Source organism: Paenibacillus sp. EKM10P, assembly GCF_011800655.1.
Taxonomy (GTDB): Bacteria; Bacillota; Bacilli; order Paenibacillales; family Paenibacillaceae; genus Paenibacillus; species Paenibacillus polymyxa.
Genome location: NZ_JAALET010000001.1, coordinates 865,402 through 886,391 on the forward strand (window position 1 = coordinate 865,402; position 20,990 = coordinate 886,391).

At 43.5% G+C, this 20,990-nt stretch carries 16 protein-coding genes, 1 tRNA gene and 1 pseudogene; 14 read left to right on the forward strand and 4 right to left on the reverse strand.

Annotated features, from left to right (window positions below):
- Nucleotides 1-50: 50 nt before the first annotated feature.
- Nucleotides 51-560, forward strand: coding sequence for a GNAT family N-acetyltransferase (locus HFE01_RS03970; protein WP_039268925.1), 510 nt, complete (start codon nucleotides 51-53; stop codon nucleotides 558-560).
- A 101-nt stretch (nucleotides 561-661) separates the two neighbouring features.
- Here HFE01_RS03970 and HFE01_RS03975 read toward each other — a convergent pair whose 3' ends face one another.
- Complete coding sequence (locus tag HFE01_RS03975) at nucleotides 662-1,096, reverse strand: N-acetyltransferase (protein WP_107734340.1); 435 nt, start codon at nucleotides 1,094-1,096, stop codon at nucleotides 662-664.
- A 377-nt stretch (nucleotides 1,097-1,473) separates the two neighbouring features.
- Here HFE01_RS03975 and HFE01_RS03980 point away from each other — a divergent pair.
- A tRNA-Leu gene (locus tag HFE01_RS03980) sits at nucleotides 1,474-1,558 on the forward strand.
- 92 nt (nucleotides 1,559-1,650) lie between these two features.
- Here the strand turns inward: HFE01_RS03980 and HFE01_RS03985 are convergent.
- Entirely contained in the window at nucleotides 1,651-2,181 is a 531-nt protein-coding gene (locus tag HFE01_RS03985) for an NAD(P)H-dependent oxidoreductase (protein WP_107734339.1), read from the reverse strand.
- Between the two features lie 197 nt (nucleotides 2,182-2,378).
- Here HFE01_RS03985 and HFE01_RS03990 point away from each other — a divergent pair.
- Nucleotides 2,379-2,746: pseudogene (locus HFE01_RS03990) on the forward strand (winged helix-turn-helix transcriptional regulator).
- A gap of 202 nt (nucleotides 2,747-2,948) precedes the next feature.
- On the forward strand, nucleotides 2,949-4,127 hold the full coding sequence (gene fabV, locus HFE01_RS03995) for an enoyl-ACP reductase FabV (protein WP_017425872.1): 1,179 nt from the start codon (nucleotides 2,949-2,951) through the stop codon (nucleotides 4,125-4,127).
- Nucleotides 4,128-4,235: 108 nt separating this feature from the next.
- Here fabV and HFE01_RS04000 read toward each other — a convergent pair whose 3' ends face one another.
- Nucleotides 4,236-4,439: a hypothetical protein gene (locus tag HFE01_RS04000; RefSeq protein WP_016819686.1), complete on the reverse strand. Its 204-nt coding sequence runs from the start codon at nucleotides 4,437-4,439 to the stop codon at nucleotides 4,236-4,238.
- Nucleotides 4,440-4,606: 167 nt separating this feature from the next.
- Between HFE01_RS04000 and HFE01_RS04005 the strand changes: the two genes are divergently transcribed.
- The 3 genes from HFE01_RS04005 (at nucleotide 4,607) to HFE01_RS27205 (ending at nucleotide 7,546) form a co-directional block, all read left to right on the forward strand.
- Entirely contained in the window at nucleotides 4,607-5,758 is a 1,152-nt protein-coding gene (locus HFE01_RS04005; protein ID WP_107734337.1) for a sn-glycerol-1-phosphate dehydrogenase, read from the forward strand.
- Nucleotides 5,759-5,949: 191 nt separating this feature from the next.
- Complete coding sequence (locus HFE01_RS04010) at nucleotides 5,950-7,035, forward strand: GntR family transcriptional regulator (RefSeq protein ID WP_107734336.1); 1,086 nt, start codon at nucleotides 5,950-5,952, stop codon at nucleotides 7,033-7,035.
- Nucleotides 7,036-7,249: 214 nt separating this feature from the next.
- On the forward strand, nucleotides 7,250-7,546 hold the full coding sequence (locus HFE01_RS27205) for a hypothetical protein (protein WP_243208136.1): 297 nt from the start codon (nucleotides 7,250-7,252) through the stop codon (nucleotides 7,544-7,546).
- 199 nt (nucleotides 7,547-7,745) lie between these two features.
- Here the strand turns inward: HFE01_RS27205 and HFE01_RS04020 are convergent, their stop codons facing one another.
- Nucleotides 7,746-8,330, reverse strand: coding sequence for a helix-turn-helix domain-containing protein (locus tag HFE01_RS04020; RefSeq protein ID WP_013370447.1), 585 nt, complete (start codon nucleotides 8,328-8,330; stop codon nucleotides 7,746-7,748).
- Nucleotides 8,331-8,627: 297 nt separating this feature from the next.
- On the opposite strand from HFE01_RS04020, the gene HFE01_RS04025 reads away from it, so the two are divergent.
- The 7 genes from HFE01_RS04025 to HFE01_RS04055 all read left to right on the forward strand — a co-directional run bounded on the left by HFE01_RS04025 (nucleotide 8,628) and on the right by HFE01_RS04055 (nucleotide 20,989).
- Nucleotides 8,628-11,876, forward strand: coding sequence for a hypothetical protein (locus tag HFE01_RS04025; RefSeq protein WP_167438179.1), 3,249 nt, complete (start codon nucleotides 8,628-8,630; stop codon nucleotides 11,874-11,876).
- Nucleotides 11,877-11,948: 72 nt separating this feature from the next.
- Nucleotides 11,949-17,342 (forward strand): polymorphic toxin-type HINT domain-containing protein, encoded by a 5,394-nt coding sequence (locus tag HFE01_RS04030; RefSeq protein ID WP_107734334.1) that lies wholly within the window; start codon nucleotides 11,949-11,951, stop codon nucleotides 17,340-17,342.
- Between the two features lie 8 nt (nucleotides 17,343-17,350).
- Nucleotides 17,351-17,692, forward strand: coding sequence for a hypothetical protein (locus HFE01_RS04035; protein WP_016819693.1), 342 nt, complete (start codon nucleotides 17,351-17,353; stop codon nucleotides 17,690-17,692).
- Between the two features lie 567 nt (nucleotides 17,693-18,259).
- Complete coding sequence (locus HFE01_RS04040; protein ID WP_167438222.1) at nucleotides 18,260-19,396, forward strand: polysaccharide deacetylase family protein; 1,137 nt, start codon at nucleotides 18,260-18,262, stop codon at nucleotides 19,394-19,396.
- 333 nt (nucleotides 19,397-19,729) lie between these two features.
- Nucleotides 19,730-20,155, forward strand: coding sequence for a phage holin family protein (locus HFE01_RS04045; protein ID WP_016819695.1), 426 nt, complete (start codon nucleotides 19,730-19,732; stop codon nucleotides 20,153-20,155).
- An 81-nt stretch (nucleotides 20,156-20,236) separates the two neighbouring features.
- Nucleotides 20,237-20,524 carry a Dabb family protein gene (locus tag HFE01_RS04050; protein ID WP_013309679.1) on the forward strand — a complete coding sequence of 96 codons (288 nt, stop codon included), beginning with the start codon at nucleotides 20,237-20,239 and terminating at the stop codon, nucleotides 20,522-20,524.
- A 24-nt stretch (nucleotides 20,525-20,548) separates the two neighbouring features.
- On the forward strand, nucleotides 20,549-20,989 hold the full coding sequence (locus HFE01_RS04055) for a DUF86 domain-containing protein (protein ID WP_016819696.1): 441 nt from the start codon (nucleotides 20,549-20,551) through the stop codon (nucleotides 20,987-20,989).
- The last annotated feature ends 1 nt before the right edge of the window (nucleotide 20,990 follow it).

Genomic DNA, 20,990 nt, shown 5'->3' on the forward strand with positions numbered 1-20,990 from the left:
AAGACAGGCTGTTGTCGTTGGGGATGTAGAGGTAAAGGAGCTAAGGATATATGATAAATGAGCACGATTTTTCTGAAATATATGCGATTATGGAGTCTTCTTTTCCAGCATCAGAATGCAGGACGTTTGAGGCTCAAAAGGCTTTATTGAAGCATCCTAGCTATCGCATCATCACTGAAAAAAATGAGCAGGGTAACATAGTGGCTTTTTTGGCAGGGTGGAAATTCGCACATTTTCGGTTTGTAGAGCATATTGCGGTAGATTCCCGTATACGAGGTGGCGGATTAGGCCAAAAGCTTATGGGTAGATTTATCTCACAGTCTAACCAACCGGTAGTGCTGGAGGTTGAGCCGCCAGTGGATGAATGGTCACGGAGAAGAATTGGTTTTTACGAACGATTGGGATTCCATCTGAACCATTTTGAATATGTACAGCCCCCTCTAAGAGAAGGACAGACGGATCTGCGGCTTCAGATTATGAGCTATCCAGGTGCGTTGGCTGAATCGGCGTTTGCTCCGTTTAAAGAGACTTTATATACCGAAGTTTATGGGCTTAAATAAGAGACTAGACAGTAGTAGATAAAAGTAAAAGGCTCTGCTTGTTCCGTATGGGTACGGGAGCGGGGCCTTTGCTCTAAAAAGCTAGATGTGCTTCATTGTTGTTAATGTTTTGTCCATACCATCACAAATTCCTTCTCACCAGTCTCGGCATCCACTGACTCTGCTTGAATGGTAAATCCATTTTTAGTATAAAAGTTAAATGCTTTGGTGTTTGACTGATACACCTTTAATTGAATTTCCTCATGCTGTTGCTTAACCCCATCTAATAGTAACTTGCCATAGCCTTTTCTTTGAGAGTCAACACGTATAAACAGAGCAGCCAAGTATCCGTCCATCATGGAAATGAAGCCGCCGATCGTATGGTCATCTTGTATGATAACGTAGTTTTGAGCGAGGGGAAGGTACTTGTTCTCCATCTCGGCAGCTTGAGATGTCCAATACTGCGGAGCAATAAAATGATGGGCTTCTATAGAAGCATCCAGCCAGATGGCTACCAGTTCCTTTAATTCTTCTACTTTCGCAGGTCTAATCGACATTGTAACGCCTCTTTTCACAATATGTAATCGTATCTATAATAGAGTATGATGAAATAAAAAAGACCGTCCGTGGACGGTCTTTCTACCCGTGGCGCTTAATTAAAGCCTTGATCCGTATCCCGCGCCTCCGTCAACTCTGCAAATTAGAGAATAACGGACCGGGTAAGGGATACGCTCAACATATGATTATTGATGTTGACGCACCTCCTTTCCTGATGCGTTCATCTTACCATATCTGGTTGGTGATATCCAGTGATTTTCTTATATTTACTAGCATTATTCATAGAAAATATAATATAAATCTGCTTGCTTTTAAGCTCTATTCAAGATATAATCTTAATTATGGTGATTAAAGTATCGCCATCAATACATAGTATGCGGTCGTGGCGGAATTGGCAGACGCGCACGGTTCAGGTCCGTGTGGGCTAACCCCCCGTGGAGGTTCGAGTCCTCTCGACCGCATTATACCTAACAATTACAGGTTCTTGGATTGGCTGAATGCCTCCAAGAGCCTGTTTTTATATGGTTAAGATGCGTGCTATTATACAGCCATTTTATTTATGCTGGAATATATATTTAATATAATCTTTTGCACTCTGGTTAATGTCTTCATCACTTGCTTGAAACGAGGCTCCGAAGACAGCGAAATAGGGTAATGTTACGGCGCCCACATGTACTGCGCTTGCTTTAAAAGGGGCTATAACTTCATCTACCGTAAATGTAACGGAACCCGTAGATAAGTAGTTTTCTTTTTTATCGCCAATCGACATGGCGATCCCTAGCTTTTTTCCTTTTAATTTATCACCTTTTGAACCATAAGCCCATCCATGGGTGAAAACATCATCAAACCACTTTTTTAATAAAGGAGGGTAACTATACCAGTATAAGGGAAATTGAAATATGATATTGTTGTGTGCTTCAAGTAACTTTTGTTCTTTCAAAACATCAATATTCCAGTTGGGATACTCTTTATAAATTTCATGAATTGTAATTTCATTGGAATATCGAAGCAATTCTTGTTTCCATCTTTGATTTACTCTGGAATCTTCAATATTCGGATGTGCTAAAATTACGAGAGTCTTCATCATCAATCACCTTTCTTACATCGCATCATTTGCTTTTTGTGGATACGTATTATTATTCTGTAGGCTATAAAAAAAGTAAATACACACAATAAAGTAATATAGTTACTTGAAAGTGTGCGTGGTACTTAGAGTGAAGATATGTGATTATAAAATGAATTCGATAAACTTAGTTATTTTAGTCTTGAAGAGGTGGTCGTATGAAACAATATAATTTAGGCATAGAAGCAACACTGGAGATCATCGGAGGTAAGTGGAAATCCTTAATCATATGCTTATTAATGTCTGGTAGAAAGAGGACCAGGAATTACAGCGTAGTATTGCAGGCATTTCTCAAAAGGTTCTTATACAGCAACTTCGTGAACTTGAGAAGGATGGGATCATAGGCAGACATGTGTATAATCAAATGCCTCCAAAAGTGGAGTACTATATAACGGAATATGGAATTACAGCAAATCAAATTATTGATTTAATGTGTACCTGGGGAAGGACTAATATCAAAATAAGACAAGAGAAAGGAGAAGATGTGATATTGCTAGAAAATAATCCAAATGAATATTGGAGTTAAAGAGCGCTGTAGACTATGATGTTTACGGCGATGTTCTTTTTGGCGTAGAGTCGCAGTTCGGGGATATCTGTGTCATAGTATTTGATCGTTTACCTTCAAGACCATGTTATATGTTGAGCCGCAAGCTGATTTGTAATATAGTTATGACTGGACAACCATTCCATCAATATTAAATGAATGCCAAAGTAGGGGGACCCTTGCAATGATTATTAAACCGAAAATTCGTGGTTTCATATGTACGACTGCGCATCCTGCAGGATGTGCGGCTCACGTTAATCGTCAAATCGACTACATCAAAGACAGCACGGGATTACAAGGAGCTAAAAAGGTACTTGTGATCGGAGCATCCACAGGTTATGGACTGGCTTCCCGCATTGCTGCGAGCTTCGGTATGGGAGCTGACACCGTAGGAGTATCCTTTGAACGTCCTGCTTCAGAGGGGCGCACGGCTTCGGCAGGCTGGTACAATACAGTGGCCTTTGAAAGAGCAGCCAGAGCGGCTGGCTACATAGCGGAGAGCATTAATGGAGATGCTTTTTCCCATGAAATTAAGCAGGAGACGCTGAAGCTGGTCAAAGAAAAGCTGGGCAAGGTAGACCTGATTGTATATAGTGTCGCCTCACCGCGACGGACACATCCTGATACGGGAGAGACCTTCAATTCCGTTCTCAAGCCCATCGGACAGCCGTTTACGAATAAAACGGTGAATACGAACACAGGTGTCGTGTCGGAAATTACGCTTGAACCAGCAACGCAGGAGGAGATTGATAACACCATCACGGTCATGGGTGGCGAAGATTGGTCCCTGTGGTTAAAAGCGTTGGAAGAAGCCGACCTGCTGGCTGAAGGGGTAACCACACTGGCTTACTCGTATATTGGTCCTGAGATTACGGAGGCTATTTATCGTAAAGGAACCATTGGCCAAGCTAAAAATGATTTGGAAGCCACAGCACATACGTTAACAAAGCAACTGGAGCGATATCGTGGGAAGGCCTACGTTTCAGTGAATAAAGCTTTGGTTACACAATCCAGTTCGGCTATACCTGTTGTGCCTCTGTATATTTCCTTACTGTTTAAGGTCATGAAAGAAAAGGGACTGCACGAGGGTTGTATTGAGCAGGCGCAACGTCTGTTCGAGGCATTATACAGTGGGTCCACTGTGGAAACAGACGATGAAGGACGCATTCGTCTGGACAACTGGGAAATGAGAGAGGATGTGCAGCAAGCTGTTAAAGCGGCTTGGTCTGAGATCACTACCGAAAACGTATCCGAACTGGGTGATCTTGAGCAATATCGTCTGGATTTCCTTCAATTGTTTGGATTCGGTTTTGATGAAATTGATTATGAATTGGACGTTGATCCAGAAGTTCACACAACTTAGGTGAAAATGTGCTAAACCAAAAACGGGTACTCTCAAGCTGCAAATGGCTTGTGAGGCCCGTTTTTTATGTATGCAGTCAAATTAAAATGGTCTGGCTTTCAACAGAATTCATTGAGAATTGGACGTAGAAAGCGACTTTCGGTGCAGCAAGCGAAAAACGGCAATGGTAATGATAATCCCAGCAATGCCAAAAACCGTGACAGAAGTCAGTGCACGATAAGCTTGCCAGCCGAACAAAAAAGCAACCCCACTGCCAAACGTTGTACCTGCCAGTAAACCGAGCGCACAGGCAATATCTGTTCCAAATTTCATAATCTTGTTCCTTTCGAATGGTTGAATTGAATCGTAACTTGTACGTTTTTTCTGGACTTGTACCCACACTTGTGCGTACAATTAAATAGTAATCGTTTTCAAACGGAATCTATTATTAGTATGGATCATTCTTGTACAAATTATTCCTTTTTCAGGAGGCTGATGAAATGAATATGAATGAGCAGATTAAGCTGTGGAACGAAGAGGCGCAGGCTAGTAACACTGATCATCCTCACCGAAAGGTTGAATTGTTTATCGAGGTGCGGGATGGAGCGCTTGAATCCATTGCTTCTTATCTGAATCAACAGAATTATCGGCATGTCACTCTGGTAGAGGATGAGCATACTTCAGCAGCAGCAGGGAAAAAAGTAGCTGAATTAATCCGTGAAGCAGGTATGACAGTTGATGTGGTTCGGCTACCTCCGAATGCGGTAGGGGATGTTGTTGCTGATGAAACTTATATCATGAAGGTTCTGCTAGGTGTGGCGGATCAAAGTCAGGCTGTGCTTGCTGTAGGGTCAGGTACGATTCATGATCTGGTTCGCTTTGTGTGCTATAAAATGAATCGTCCGTTCTTGTCAGTCCCAACGGCTGCATCTGTAGATGGTTTTACCTCAGCTGGGGCCCCATTAATTGTGGATGGCAGCAAGCAGACGTTCCAAGCCGTTCCGCCAGAGGCGATCTTCGCTGACTTGTCCGTACTGGCAAGTGCCCCTCAAGTGATGACTGCCGCGGGTTTTGGCGATATGCTCGGTAAGTTCACCTCATTAGCGGACTGGCATGTGTCCAGAGATTTGGGAAACGAGCCGTATTCACCTGTAGCTAATCGAATTACCGAGGTGGCTTTACGTGCTTGTGTAGAGCATGTCGATGAGATCGCGGCAGGCAGTAAGGCAGGAGTTGAGGTGTTGATGAATGCGCTGATTGCATCCGGTATTTCGATGTTGATGATTGATCATTCCCGTCCTGCCTCAGGGGGAGAGCATCATATTTCTCACCGAATTGAAATGGATTTTATTGCAGAGGGGCGCAAGCAAGTTTTGCATGGTGCCAAGGTGGGCGTTGCCTCCGCTTTGCTGTCTGACATGTATAGGGAATTGGCTGCCACTCAGGATGTGGAGGCATTTGAAGTATATCGGACTTTGCCTACATCGGAACAGATGCGTGCATGGCTAGCTCAGGTGGGAGGTCCGTCTACCATTGCCGAGCTGGGGGTTACACAGGAACAACTTGCTCGTGCTTTGCGCACGGCACATACTTTGCGTGATCGCTATACCGGACTCAAGTATATGAATGAACACCAGTTGCTTCGTTCGTAATGTGTGTTACACCTACACTAGAGTCCTTTAGATACTCAGTTTAAGCATGAGGAAGGGATTTGTGAATGGGTTTACGCCTCCGGCAGCTATACAACAATAACCTGCTCTTGTTACATTTGTATGTACAAATGGACGATATGCTATAATCGGAATACGAATAGGTACATGATATGGCAAGTACGGAGGACATTATGGCGCCCAAATATATACAAGTTAAACAGAAGATTTTATCATGGATTCATTCATCTAGACTGGAGCCGCAAAGCCAGCTGCCATCTGAACATGAAATGTCTGAACAATTTGCAGTTAGTCGGCAAACGGTGCGTCAGGCGCTGGGTGAGCTGGTACAGGAAGGTTGGCTGCTTCGCATACAGGGCAAAGGAACCTTTGTCGCGGTACGGGATCATAAGCAGCCTGAAAATCCAAGGACGATTGGAATCGTTACAACCTATATATCGGATTATATTTTTCCATCCATTGTACAGGGAATTGAGTCCAAGCTAAGCCGCCAAGGCTACAAACTGCTATTATCAAGTACAGGCAATGATCCTGAGCAAGAGCGTCAATGCCTGAAAATGCTGCTGAGTCAACCACTGAGCGGAATTATTATTGAGCCGACTAAAAGCGGGGAACGTAATCCCAATTTGAACTATTATTTATCCGTGGAGAATCGCCAAATCCCTTATTTAATGATCAATGCGCGTTATGAGGAGATGGATGCACCTTGTTTGCGTTTGGACGATGAAAAGGGTGGTTTTTTGGCGGCAGAGCATTTGATCAAACTGGGGCACCGGCGATTGGCCGGATTTTTCAAAACCGATGATATGCAAGGAATTCTGCGGATGAAGGGATTTGTAGCCGCTCACCGTAAATATGGAGTGACGTTACATCCAAACGCAGTAACGACGTACCGGACTGAAGAAAAAAATGAGCTTCCGTTACAACGCGCATCACAGCTGTTGGCGATGGAGACAGGGGAACGTCCGACCGGATGGGTGACCTATAATGATGAATTGGCGGTGCGGCTGCTGGATATTGTACGTTCGGCGGGCCTCAGCATTCCCCAGGATCTGTCACTGGTTGGGTTTGATGATTCATTTTTGGCGACAGCCACGGAAGTCAAACTTACAACCATTCGGCACCCCAAGGAAGAATTGGGGTTACGTGCCGCGGATACCATGCTATCGATGATTGAAGAAAAGGGGTATTGTGAAGAAGAGCGTCAGTGGATTATACCTCCAGAGTTAATTGTACGCGAATCCACGGGGCCAGCTTAGGAAATGTTTAGTGAATTTTAAGTTGATGGTATGTTACTGGATACACGGAGCAGCCTGTTTTCTGGATTGCAGAAAAGGGGCTGTTTTTCTATACATTTTGAAAATGTGTACATAAATCTATCAAAAAGATATATAAAAAAGGTTGATTTAGTTGTACGTACAAGTGTGCGGTGAGAGTGGTGCCAGAAATGAAAGTAAGAAGAGTGACCTATGTATGTTAGAAACATTAAATAAAGGACGTTTGGGAGGTCAACTGGCAGCCATGGCTATGGGAGCTGAAGTTGGGGCGGAGGATATGACAATCGCCGAAACAGCGCGTCATATGGCACGTATGCGTGATGAGAGCTTCAAGCCAATCCCTGAGAACGTGGACATCTATAATAAGCTCTATGAGGAATACAGCCGTCTTCACGACTACTTTGGATGTGGGGGTAACCCAGTTATGAAAAGGCTGAAGGCCATCAAGGCAGAAGCTGGACGTTCAACTGAAGCGGCAAGCACTCAATCCTAAGAAGTTACAAATTATAAGCAAGAAGCATTTAAATTTTGCTATCTAAAAAGCACAGTACGCCAGAATCGGCAGACTGTGCTTTTTTGCTTTTATATTCTGTAAATCACATGATGTGAAAGCCTTATGCATGAAAGATGGTAATGCGTTCCTTTCAAAGGCTTTCATGAAAGTTTCAATCGTTTCGTTTTAAAGGACATTGTTACTTTTTCAGCATGGCATCAGCAAACAAAATGGATTTTGGAATACGGAAAAACTGTTCCGCCTGATCCTGGAAGGTTTGTGAAGGAACGGTACCCTGATGCAACCATTTCCGAAATGTACCCGGGTGAACGCCAATCCAATGACTGACATCGGTCACCGAAATATCATGTACCATGCACAAACCCGCCAAAATCCGGTTTTTAACCGGAGAACGAGTTACAGTCCGTTTCATAAAACGGGACGGCGATGGTTGACAAATAAGCGGTGAACGCCGGACAACCTCTTCATTAAATAGAATATGGTGTGGATAACCAAGTGTGTTACACGTCTTTTCCAGATTAGTGTTGCCGGGAATACGGCCTTCATATACCCACGCGCTGACGCTGCGAGAGGAGATGGAAAGCTCCTCGGCAAGTTGGGACAGTTTAATGTCATTAGCCATCAAAACGGCAAGCAGAACGCGATTGCGTACTTGACAGCGTGTTGGTTTGCGAAAACGTTTGACACGCACGCCTTTTCCCAAATATTTGCGATTGATCAGAGACCACGCCTGAATGGAATGTTTGTCTTGTTGTTTAGGCATATACCCTCCGATTTTTTTTAAACACATACTACTATACCCGAAGGGGGCTTTGCAAGTGACTCTTCTCCTGATTTTCTTTTAATCCCATGGGCTTAACCGGTTTATGGAAAATAAGGTCCATTTGGCCTATAAAAATGGAAGTTTAAGGTGTCGATATATTAAAATGTGACATTTTTTATGGAAATGGAGGTAATATGTTCTTCTCTTATGATTGTAAGGTTGTACAGAGAGAAAAGTGGGTTTTTACAGCCCAACATGCAATTTTTTTGACGAGAAAAAGGGAGGTTATACAGCTAGATGATTTGTAAAAAGGTAATGGTATGGTTTCTGACGGCACTTTTGGCAACGAACACTTTGCTGTGCTTGCCTAGTGTGGCAGGAGCGGAAAAACAAGATTTAAAGGACGGAATGCAACTAAATCATGCGGATCAAGCAGATTTGGTACAGAAGGAACAGGGGCTCACGAATGAAACAGTTTCTTTTGAGCCGCCAACTTCTGCGACAAACAGCGTGTATAATGCACTCATGATGAGTTTGGCAGCGGTGGAGTATACGTCAATCGTTATCGACCCTGGAGAAAGTTATGAATTTCAGAATACAGATACAGTTAGTAAATCTATATACAGCAACGCTTCTCAGTCAAAAGGTATTCTGTACGATAGTGTGAGCTACAAAGAGGACGGAGATATTAGCACTGTCCATATGGACTATGGCATAAGCCCCATTGGTGTTCCTGGGGGAGGTACAGCGTTTATTACGAATACAGGGACAGCAGCATTAACTGTAAAAGTAACAGACGTCTTCACCTACAGTACATCGGAGGACCCAGCATTAGAGCGAGTTACGCTCTCTAAGAATGAAAGCTACCGGATTGTGAATGAAGGATGGACAGCCCGTTCCATTCAGCATGATGGGTCAAATACAGACAATCGCCGTTTTGATTACGCAAAATACAAGGCAGACGGAACCTTATCCGCTTCCGCCCTTAATAGTATTGCTCATCCTACTTTGGGTGATGGAGAGGAACTGATTATTACAGGCTCCACTGCCAATGCGGTGACGTTCGGATTTCCATACGGCAAATACACTATAGAAAGCACCGGTGAGCCGGCTTATGCGCGGGTTACCTTAAATCAGGGGGAAAGCTACCAGTTTATCAATGTGGGAACACGATTGGATACGGTGGAAAGTGATGGTACATCTAAAGATAAACTTGACTATGTTGTTTATCTGGCAAACGGAACAGAGGCTTCACGCGGCAGTAGCACTACGGCGAAGCCGCAGATTGCTGTGGACAGATATGCGGTAATTACCCAGGTCACTGCAAATCCGGTTACATACGGGGCCCCTTATCGCAATTTCATTGCTCGCCCTGTGGGTGGTGATGCCATCAGCCGTGTAGAGCTTGAGGTGGGCAAGAGCTACATTTTCCATAATAACGGTACACTAATGAATCCGATCTACAATAACTCCAAAAAGGTAGGAAGCTTGTTCGACTATGCGATTTACAAGCCGGATGGAACGGTAAATTCCTCTGGTTTTAACAGCCAGTCAGGTCCTATGATCCCGCCATCGGGATATGCCATTGTGACTGTAATTGGCCCGAGTCCTATTACCTTTGACTATACAGATGATTTTTCTTGGGAAACCAGCAATGATCCTGCTTTTTTGCGCGTAACACTGTCCAAAGGCGAAAGTTATGCTTTCACTAATATTAGTGATCATTTGAGGAATCTGCACAACACAGCCAGTACCGTTAAAGGGAAATTTGATGTGGTCCTGTATAAAGCAGATGGTACAGAGCAATCCAGGCGCAGTACTGGGAAATCAACCTTTTTGGTGGGTGCAGGTAAAAAGGCCAGCGTGATGGTAACCAGTGATACGCCAATCACGTTTGGTGGAATCTATCGGAGCTTTAAGGCCAGCGGAGATGATGATGGTATCAGGCAAACGACTTTGGAGCCGGGAGATTCGTATATTTTCCGCAATCATGATAGCAAATCAAATTCATTACGGCATGACAAAAGTAATGGAAGTGCACGCTTTGATTCAGCAAGCTATCGGGGACTTCGTTTACTTACATCAGATCATTTCAACAATACAGTGGACCCAGAGATTGTTGCTGGCGGTGAAGCCATTGTCACCAATGTATCCGATCGGCCAATCACCTTTAGTTACAGCAGTAAGATAGAGGCTATGCTTAACGCACAGGCTGCCTTCCATCGAATTACACTAAAACGCAGTGAAAGCCAAAAATTTATAAACGTTAGCACTTTGGATAAGGCCCTGGACGTCATTTCAGTCAGCGGTATGAAATGGAATTACATTAACTATAAGGCAGATGGAACTGTGTACAGCCAAGCTAATGATACGACTCAATTACCATTAGTACAGGCTGGTGGCTACGCCATTGTAACGACGGTTTCTGATGTGCCAGTTACTTATGGAGCTGTATTAGGAATATTCGATGTTGAGGCTGCCGATGTGCCAACAGGCAATCAGGCTACCATCAAGCAGGGAGAAAGCTATGTATTCCATAATACTGGCTCACAGGCTTCCTCATTAACCACAGATGCTTTAGACACAAGCCGTCTCTATGACTATGCCATGTATGGAGAAGGTAGCGGTGTGAATTCCAAGGTGGATAGAGCAGGTATGAGTGTTTCTTTACCTGAAATCTCACTTGGCGCAGGAGGTACGCTTGTTGTAACCGTTACTTCACCGCAAGCTGTAACCATTCATTTCAACAATGACATTAAAGCAGATCCAAGCACAGAACCAGCGTTATTAAAAACATCTTTATCTGGTGGCAAGCAGGAAGTATGGATCAATCGCGGGAGCCAGGAAGCACCTGTCTTGACGAATGCAAAGGCAACGGGTGGAACATATCAGTTCACTGTTGCAGATCGTGCTGGAAAAGTGATTAGAGAGCATAAAGAGGCGACAGACAATCAGCAGCAAGTGCCAGCTAACGCAAATATTCATCTTGCCGTAGCAGCCGCTACTCCTGCTGTTAACTTTGGAGCACCTTATCGTGTATTTGCTGTAAAAAATAACGATGACAGCAAGCTAGATGAGCTCATTGAACTCATAGAAAAGGAAGCTGACTTTACAGCAGGTCAGCAAGGGAAATATCGTTTTACACCCAAAGAAGACGGGATTTACCGTTTCGCGGTGAAGGAGAAATCCAACTTTGCTGCGCAGCAGCCCATTGTAGCCTTGTTTACAGACCCTGATTTTAGTAGCCAGCTTGTCTCCTCAACAGAGCAAGCACAAATATATGGTTGGGATTACACGGTCTTAGAGTATGAGATGAAGGCAGGTCAAACGGTTTATGTGAAGCTGTCAGAAATTAATAGCGGTGCATTACAAGCCGTAATTGAGGCAGCCCATATGGCGCTTGGCAAGGACACTTCATATGAATACGGCAAAGGAAACCGACTGAATAAAGTTATTTTATTCACCGGTGACCAAATTCAATTGGATTATGATTTAAACGGAAACGTCATAAAACGGACGAAAAAGGTATTTCCTTTTACAGATTAAAAGGATGCTCTTGGCTTCGAAAAAATATAACAGATCATTAGATGTATAGGCATTATTAATAGGGGTGAGCGAGTGTTTAAACGTTATATTTGTAGTCTACTATGTGTGCTGATGTTGCTGGGTCCATGGAGCACATGGGCATATGGAGAAGAAGGGCAGAGGGAGGCAGCAGCTTCTCAGTCTTCTACGTCTTCTACTCCACAGATTATTACCAGAGCATGGCTTGCACAGCAAACAGGTAAGGATCAGGCGTGGGTCAATGCACAGTTATCCAAAGGCTATACTTTATATGATATTTATAAAGCATGGCAAAAAGATGGTGGAGAAAATTCATTGCCAGAACAAAGTCCAAGCTTGTGGGTACAGCAGAATGGACTGACATTGAGTACAAATGCAAAGGTGGAGCCGTCCGATGAGTCGGCTGCGCTGAAGGAGGGTGAAAAGCCCGCTCAGGTCACCCAGGATGAAAAGCTAACTCAACATCCACTAGATAAGGAAGAGGGTAAAGCGCCGGCTCCAGACACGACTGAGATGGATATCCCATCTATACCCCGAGTAAATGATTCCGTATATGCTCCGACTCCAGGAGAAAACGGACTAATCGGGCAGGATTTACTTAAACAGAGTTTGTTTCAGGTATCTGCTACAGCAGATGTGTATGCTCCTTTTGATCAGGCGGCGCTTGCACAAAGCAGGCTAAGTGATGATACGTCGCGTTATGGAATGGATTACGGTGACAACAGTGTGTCCACCGTTTCAGGACAGCTCGTTGTTCAAAATACGGACTTGGTGCTGCCGGGGTCATTGCCCTTTGCATTGACTCGTGTGTATAACAGTTCATTGGCAAATAATCAGATTGGTGTGCAGCAAAATGAAGGGTTGTATACAAACACAAGTGCCATCCGCGAGGAAGAAGCAGCTTCTGGCCTGGGGAGAGGCTGGAAATGGGATCTTCCTCATATACAGAAACAGGATGGTAAACGGTATTTGTATATTCCGGGAACAGGCTCCTATGAACTGAGAGATGATTTGCAGCTAGAAGGATATGCATACAAAGATCTGAAGATCAGTACAGATCAAAGCGTAAGTGTGCAGGGAGTAAGCAGTGCATACAAAATATCAGTACTGAATGGAAACGACTATTATCTCGATCAGGATGGTTATTTGATTTTGATCCAGGATGCGTATAAGAATCGAGTGGAATTTGATTATACAAGTTCTGGTGGAGCAAAGCTTATTCGTTCGATTCGAAACAGTGATGGTAGAGAGCTTGACTTCACTTACAATGCCGGGCAGCTTGTTGTTAAAGAGCAGGGCACAGACCATCAGTACACCTATCGCCAAAGTGGTGAGGGAAGCAGCAAGGTGCTGTCAGAAGTATTGGATTCTCTTTCCCGAAGCACAAGCTATGCTTATACATTCATGGATGCTCCTTTTAATGTGGTCATAGATGGTGAAGGAAAGACTGGAGCCCTAAAGCCCAATGAAACCGCGTTGCTTACACGAATTGTACGACCTACTTCATCGATTACAGACATTCGCTATGAAGCCTATAACAAGCAGATAGGCGTGTACGGTACACAAGGCGTGTTCAAGGTGGCTTCACGCGCTGATATGTACAGTACAACTGCCGGCGATCGTTTCTTAAATAAAATTGATTTCGCGTATTCCGGAGAAGATCTAGCCAGTTATGGAAAAAATGCTGAGTGGACGGTGGTTGCCAAAGGGACACGTACAACAGAAACCTTCCATTTTGGTAAAGTCTTTAGAGGAGATAACACACCAGACAAGCTTGTTCTTAACCGCTATGATCAAGAGGGTGATTCTACCGGCTATCATATAAACTACACCTATAATGAGGCCATGGATTGGAATTTGCCTGTGCAAATGCAAGAGTCCTATACGGAGGGAGGTTCTTCGTCAGAATCTGTAACCACCTCTTATGACTACAATGAATATGGTCTTCCACTAAAAGTATCCCAAAGTACCGGATTGGAGACTGTTCATACGTATAAAACCTCTAGTGAGCCTTTTTTCTGGGTTCAACCTTCCCAGACGGTCACTAAAATAAGTGAAGGAAAAACTGGAACGACAGTTCGAACTTATAAAGCAGAGGGCGCATTGTATGAACTAAAAAACTACGAAGGTACAGAGCAAGGGAAGCTTTTATCACATACCTATACTTTTTACAATGCAAAAGGGAATGTAAGCGGTCAGAAAGTTCTCATAGATGACAGAAACTATACAGATGTTTCTATTGATTATAAATCGCCATATGGTTCACAGCTCCCAACAAGGCAGCTTTTGCCTAAAGGTGTTGAGTATACGTATGACTACTATCCGACTGGAGAAATCAAGTCCCAAACAGATGCCAAGCGCAAAACAGAGTCCTATGTATATGACGCTTTGGGACGTGTAACGAAGGTTACTTATCCAGATGGAACTCAAACCGTCGTGGTGTACAAGGATGATGCGAATGATGTCACTGTCACAGGACCCGATGGTGTCAGCGTCGAAAGATTGTATAATCCGTTCGGGCAGATGCTTCAGCAGCAAGTGGGTGATGCAATCTATGGTTATGGTTATGATGAGCATGGAGATTTGATAGAAAGCACGGATGCCGAACAAGCAACCACTCGCTATGCCTATGATGCCTTTGGACGACCTGTGAAGACGACCTATGCGGATGGAACAACAGAAACTGTGACGTATAACGCGGCGGATCGTTCTGTCACTCAGACGGATGCGTCCGGTTATCGTGTGCGTGAAGTATCAGATGCTTTAGGTCGTGTGACTTCCACACAAGAAGCTAAAAATGGATCATTTCAGCCGCTGGAATCGTTAGCTTATAATTATGCGGGTATGGTTACTAGCCGGACAGACGGTAATGGTCAACGCACGCTCTATGATTACGATGCTCTGGGACAAATGACCTCGGTTACCGATCCATCCGGACAGCAGGTCAGCTATATGTATGATCTGGCCGGAAATTTGAAGACCGTTCAGTATCCTGATGGGCAAAAGAATGTGTATTCGTATGATGAGTTGGGCAGACGTACGTTACTTGAGAAATCAAGCGGAGGAACTACGTTAAATATTTACGATACGGATGGAACCGTCTCCCGTATGTTGACAGGAAAATCGGAGGCCATTACCTTTCAATATAACGCTGACGGATTAGTTACCGAAGCGGCAGGTCCTGATTTTAAAACCAATTACACCTATGACAGCGCAGGACGAAGAAAAAGCATGACAGATGGTCAGGGAACGACCACCTATACCTATGATCCAGCAGATGGGTCGTTGACTGGGCTGAAGTACCCTGATGGTACGCACATCAGCTATGAATACAACAAGCAGTCTCGTACAGGCTATGTGCTAACAGATGCTGCTGGCACGTCTATGCATGTTCAATCCAAGCTGGACAGTGTGGGCCGAGTTACTCAAATGGACATTAGCGCTGGGACCGGTGCGGCAAATGTACAGAGCTTGGGAGAAGCGAGTGCTGCTGCGGGCGGATCATTGGATCGTATGACATTTGAGTATGCTCCGAATGGGTTGCTGAAAAGTCAGTCTTCAAGCAGAGGATTGAATACGCGATTCAGCTACAACGGACTGGATTTGTCCGGGGTTACGGTAGAACAAGGCGGTACGGCGCTGCACCAATTTGGTTATGAGCGGGATGGGAATAAAAACATCATCGGACGTACACAAAACGGAACAACAGACCAGTTTGGATATGACCCGTCAAACCGTATTGCCAGCGAAGCCGCTGGTGAAAAGAATAAGACCTATGGCTACGATCCGAATGGAAACCGAAGTGCTGAAGGCAGTGGCAAAGTGTTCGGCATGAAAAATGCTGAATATACGTATGATTCTGCCAGCCGTCTGACAAAGGTGAGCGGTGAAGGCAAAGAGGTAGGTTACAGCTATAACGGAGACGGTCTACTGTACGAGCGTACAGAGGGCGGCAAAACGACTCGGTATTACTATGACGAAGAAGCGAAGCTGATTGCGGAGGCCGAAGTCCAAGGTGGAACAGCCAAGATCACCTACGCTTACGTATATGACTTGTCCGGTCAACTGTGGGCTAGACAGGACAAGGCAAGCGGACAGTTGCAATATTATCAGCTGAACGGTCACGGTGATGTGGTAGGCTTAAGTGATAGTTCGGGGAAGGAACTGAATAGCTACAGCTACGATATCTGGGGCGGCCCGGAGAAGGTCAAAGAGACCGTTCCGAATGTGCTGCGTTATGCTGGTGAGTATTGGGATGATACGACCGGGCTACAGTACCTACGGGCTCGCTGGTACGATCCGGGTACAGCCCGTTTTATGGGCGAGGATACGTATCAGGGCGAGATAAACGAACCGTTGAGTTTGAATGGATATACGTATGTGCATAATAATCCATTGACAAACAGTGACCCGACCGGGAACTGGTGCACAGCAACGGTTAGAGGGAAATATTATTCCCACCCTGGATATTGCAGTGGCTCAGGTAAAAATGCAGACTATATTCCAGATTCCATTTCTATTAATTTTGGTCGGTCTATTTACGCTGCCGGGGTGAAACAGGGGACATGGTATCCTAAAGGCGCGGCTCGTGTTAAATGGGATAAATCAGGTATATCTGATGCAGTAATGGGTTGCTACTATGATGTACAGTGTGCAAGTTTTGTAAGTGGTTCTCTTGTAGAAGGGCCTGCAATAGCTAAAGTAACTAAAGGCAAAAGCGCCAGTACGGGCAAAACAGTAAAAGATGTTATAAGTAAATGTAATTGCTTTACAGCAGGTACGAAGGTTCAAACAGACGAAGGGGAAAAACCGATTGAGGATATTAAAGTCGGGGATAAGGTCCTTGCCAAAAATGATGAAACAGGTGAGATGGCTTACAAAGAAGTTGAATGGCTCTTCCAACGTGATGTTGAAAAAACTTATAATATTACTGTTGGCGGCGAAGTCATTACAACCACTGATGAGCATCCATTTTGGATTGTTGGCAAAGGTTGGGTTAAATCCAAAGATGTACTGGTAGGCGATATTCTTACAACTTCGAATAGCAAGGAATTAGCTATTGAGAAAATAGAGATTAAGAAGAAGCATGCAACAGTATACAACTTTATGGTTAAGGATTACCATACGTACTTTGTATCGAATCTCGGAATTTGGACGCATAACTCATGTCTTCCCGATTCTCGTTGGATTCAACGAGATACCTATAAAGAGTTAAAAAGACTAGGGCTAAATGAACAATTTGACCGAGCAATGAAAAAGGGATTAGCTCTTACCCGTTCAAATGATAATGGTATAATTTTCTTATCAAAAAGTGAACAATTAATACAAAAAGGAAACTTATACACATTTAAGTTAAAGGTGGCGAAGGCTTCCAATCACGTGAGGGTATATGGCAGAATTGATGATAAAGGTAATTTATTGTTTGACTACATTACAAGTGGTAAGTAGGAGGTAAAATGAATTTATTAGATATTGAGAAAATTTTTAATGAAGCATATCTTTTTGAAGATATAAAAATTAAGTCGGTCAAATTACTAGAAAAAAAAATATTAAATAGTGATTCAAATTTTTTAAAGGAAGAAGAAGAAAAATTACCAAACGACATTAAATTAAAAGATTTTAGTATACGTTATAAGTGTACAGAGCTATTTCTTAATAACCATGATAGAATATATCCATTTTTTAGAGTTTGCCTTGAATTACTTCATCCAGAGACACAAATTCAACAATACTACTATGATGTTGAATATACAATTGACGGTGAGCTTTCGGATGAGTACTTTGGTATGTATAAATAAACATTTCTTATATCTTGATATTAGGCCTTGGGGCTATGTCCCTAAGGCCTTTCTTTTACCCACATCCTAGCTAAGTGGAAATGGAACTTAAAAAAAGACCCTCTTGTAGATCATTTGTTTTTTAATCAAACTATTACCTGAGACTTATGTAGGAGCAGAGTATTGATCAAGATCAAGATATTTAGCTAACAATAGATCAAATAATCGGCATTCAGCTCCCTAAACAAAACTAAGTATGAAATCCGAGTTTTCACGGAGTTTCTAATTCTCTTTGTATTCTTTTTAACTCAGTCGATTTATTCACAACTTTGTAACTTATTTGGTAAGATGGATTGCGAGATTGTTTTCAAATTGTTTTACTATATTTACCTACTATAGTCTGTTAATCTATTAATATGTATAGGGGGCCAAAAGACGTCCGGTTCAGTCGGTTGAGATGCGTTTATGTTCTATATGTTGAGTGAATGTCTATATTGCCATGTCTATATCGTCATGTCTGTATAACTTCATAGACAAGCTAGAGATAGCTCCCGCACATTATAAAATACAGCACAGGATGGTGTAATGATGAAGCTTTTAAAAGTAAAATGGATGGCTGTATGCTTGATGGCAATCTGTTGTTTGGGGTTGCTGGGTATACATACGAATACAGCGAGTGCACAAGCGAAGGCTCCTTTGCTTGGGGTTAATGATGTATTGCTAGATTCGAATACGATTAAACCTGTAATGGAAAATGATAAGTTGTATGTTCCTATCGTGACACTGGGGCAAAAGATGGGCATTTCTACTTCGGCCAATGGAAATACATTGGTGCTGACTGGGCATAATCGCAGCTTTACGCTGGATTTGAACAAGGGTGATGTGTTTGAGCGTGGAGGACGTACGATGGTGCCAATCCGCACTTTGACCGATGCGTTTGGCTTCACTATTACGATTCCTACGAGTAATGTGTATCGAATTCAGAATGCAAACGCTAGTTTGTCTGATGCTCAGTTCTTGAATACATTCGCGGCAGAAATTAAACAGTATGCAGCTGTTAAGCCAGGCAAAACTAGCAATACAGGCAGCACGGGAAATGCCAAGCCTTCCAGCCGTACAATCTATTTGACCTTTGATGATGGTCCAACGGCGCATACGTCGCAGCTGCTGGATATTCTGGACAAATATAATGCCAAGGCTACGTTCTTCATGCTGGGACCTGAAATTCGCCAACATAGCGCAGTGATGAAAAGAATGGTAGACGCGGGGCATGGCTTGGGCTTGCATGGGATGACACACCAGGTGAAAAAGATCTATGCATCCCCGGCAGCGGCACTGGCAGAGATGAATCAGGATAATGAGATTTTATTTAAGGCCACAGGGAAACGCACTTCTTTGATTCGTACACCTTATGGCAGCAAACCCTATTTGAAGAAAGCATACCGTGATCAACTGACGGGTGCAGGCTATCATATTTGGGACTGGAACATAGATTCGAATGATTGGCGTTATACTAAAAATCCGGAGCATTTTGTACAGACGGTCCTCAGTGATATTAAGAGATTGAAAAAGCAAGGCAGAACACCAGTCGTTCTTATGCATGATAAGCCATCTACGATCAAGGTGCTTCCACAAATCATGGCGGCCTTGCAGAAAGAAGGATATTCGTTCGAGCCGTTAAATGATAACCTGACTCCGCTTAATTTTTGGAATGATCACCGTTAATTGAATAAACTTGAAAGGAAAGCAGGCTGCCCTACTTCAATTATTTGAGAGGGGGTAGCCTGTTTTTTTATATAAACGATAAGCAGAAACCAAGCGTCATGGATAAAGTAGATGCACAATTGTTATATTCCCTAAAAAAATAAGTAAGGCACCTTTATCGCTCCTTTATAGGGGCTTTGAAGGTGCTTTTATTGTATTTGCTCGGAAATGGTGAATTTCACAGCTTGTTTTATATGAATCTATGAATTGATATCTATGCACAGGTCATATGACTTTACGGGTGACGACGTCGCTGCATATATTGCAATAACCGCCCCGAGAGGAGGAGCAGGTATGAATATTAATCCGAGTATGTTTAGTATGATTTGTGCCACCGCAGGAGCCATTATTACGTTTGCCTTTGGCGGCTGGAATCAGCTTATGGTGCTATTCACGGTTGCCATGGCTGTTGATTATGTAACTGGAGTCGCTGCTGCCGTGAAGACTGGACAAGGGTTAAGCAGTAAAGCTGGCTTTTGGGGGTTGGCGAGAAAGGCTTTAATGCTCATGGTGATTTCTTTGGCGCATCATATGGATCTTCTGATGGGTACGGAAATCATGAAGGGGGCGGCAACGTATTTTTATTTATCCAACGAATTGATCTCGATTACGGAAAACTGTTCACGAATGGGTCTGCCGCTACCACCGAAGCTTAAGAATTTTTTTGCCCTACTAAAGGACAAGGAGTCTGATGGTAAAAATGGTGGAAAAGATCGCTAAGATTACAAAGTTTCTTTCCGTATGTGGGGCGTTATGATAAAATTTTCAAGAGAACATTTTTAAGATAAGGAGCCTATACGCATGATTAAACATATTGTTTTGTTCAAATTGAAAGACCGCTCCCCTGAAAGCATTGAACATACGGCATCTATTTTGCGCAGCATGAATGGCAAGATCAAGGAGCTGCTGTCACTTGAAGTAGGTACGGATGTGATTCGTTCGGAACGTTCTTATGATATTTCCCTTACCGCTGTGGTAGAAACATTGGAAGACTTGCAAACGTATCAGGTACACCCTGTGCATCAGGAAATTATTGTACACATGAATGAAGTGAAGGATGTATCTATCGCAGTTGATTATGAAATCTAAAGCGGTTACTGGAGGTGCAGAACTTTGTATTATGTCAACCGGGAACAAATTGAGCTTCGACTAGGGGCTGTTCCCGACATTGTCGACGGCCTTCGCCAGACATCCGCCGCCTGGAAAGGCGATCTGTTGCAGGGGCTAGTGCAGGAGCGGTGTCTTCATCTGGCCATTGAGACGGTAACGGACGTAGGGAGCTATATCATCGACGGTTTTATTATGCGTGACGCCAGTAGCTATGAGGACATTATCGGTATCATTCATGAGGAAGGTGTATTGGATGATACCGTATTTCATTCACTATTAGAGCTGGTAGCCTTGCGCAAACCCTTAGTACAGGAGTATTTTTATTGGGACCGGACAAGCCTTCACCCACTCACACCTAAGCTGCCTGGGTTGCTGGAGCTTTTTGTATCTAGCGTGCACGATTATTTAAATAAGGAATTGGGTCCTCAGCCCGAGGGAGTGTAAA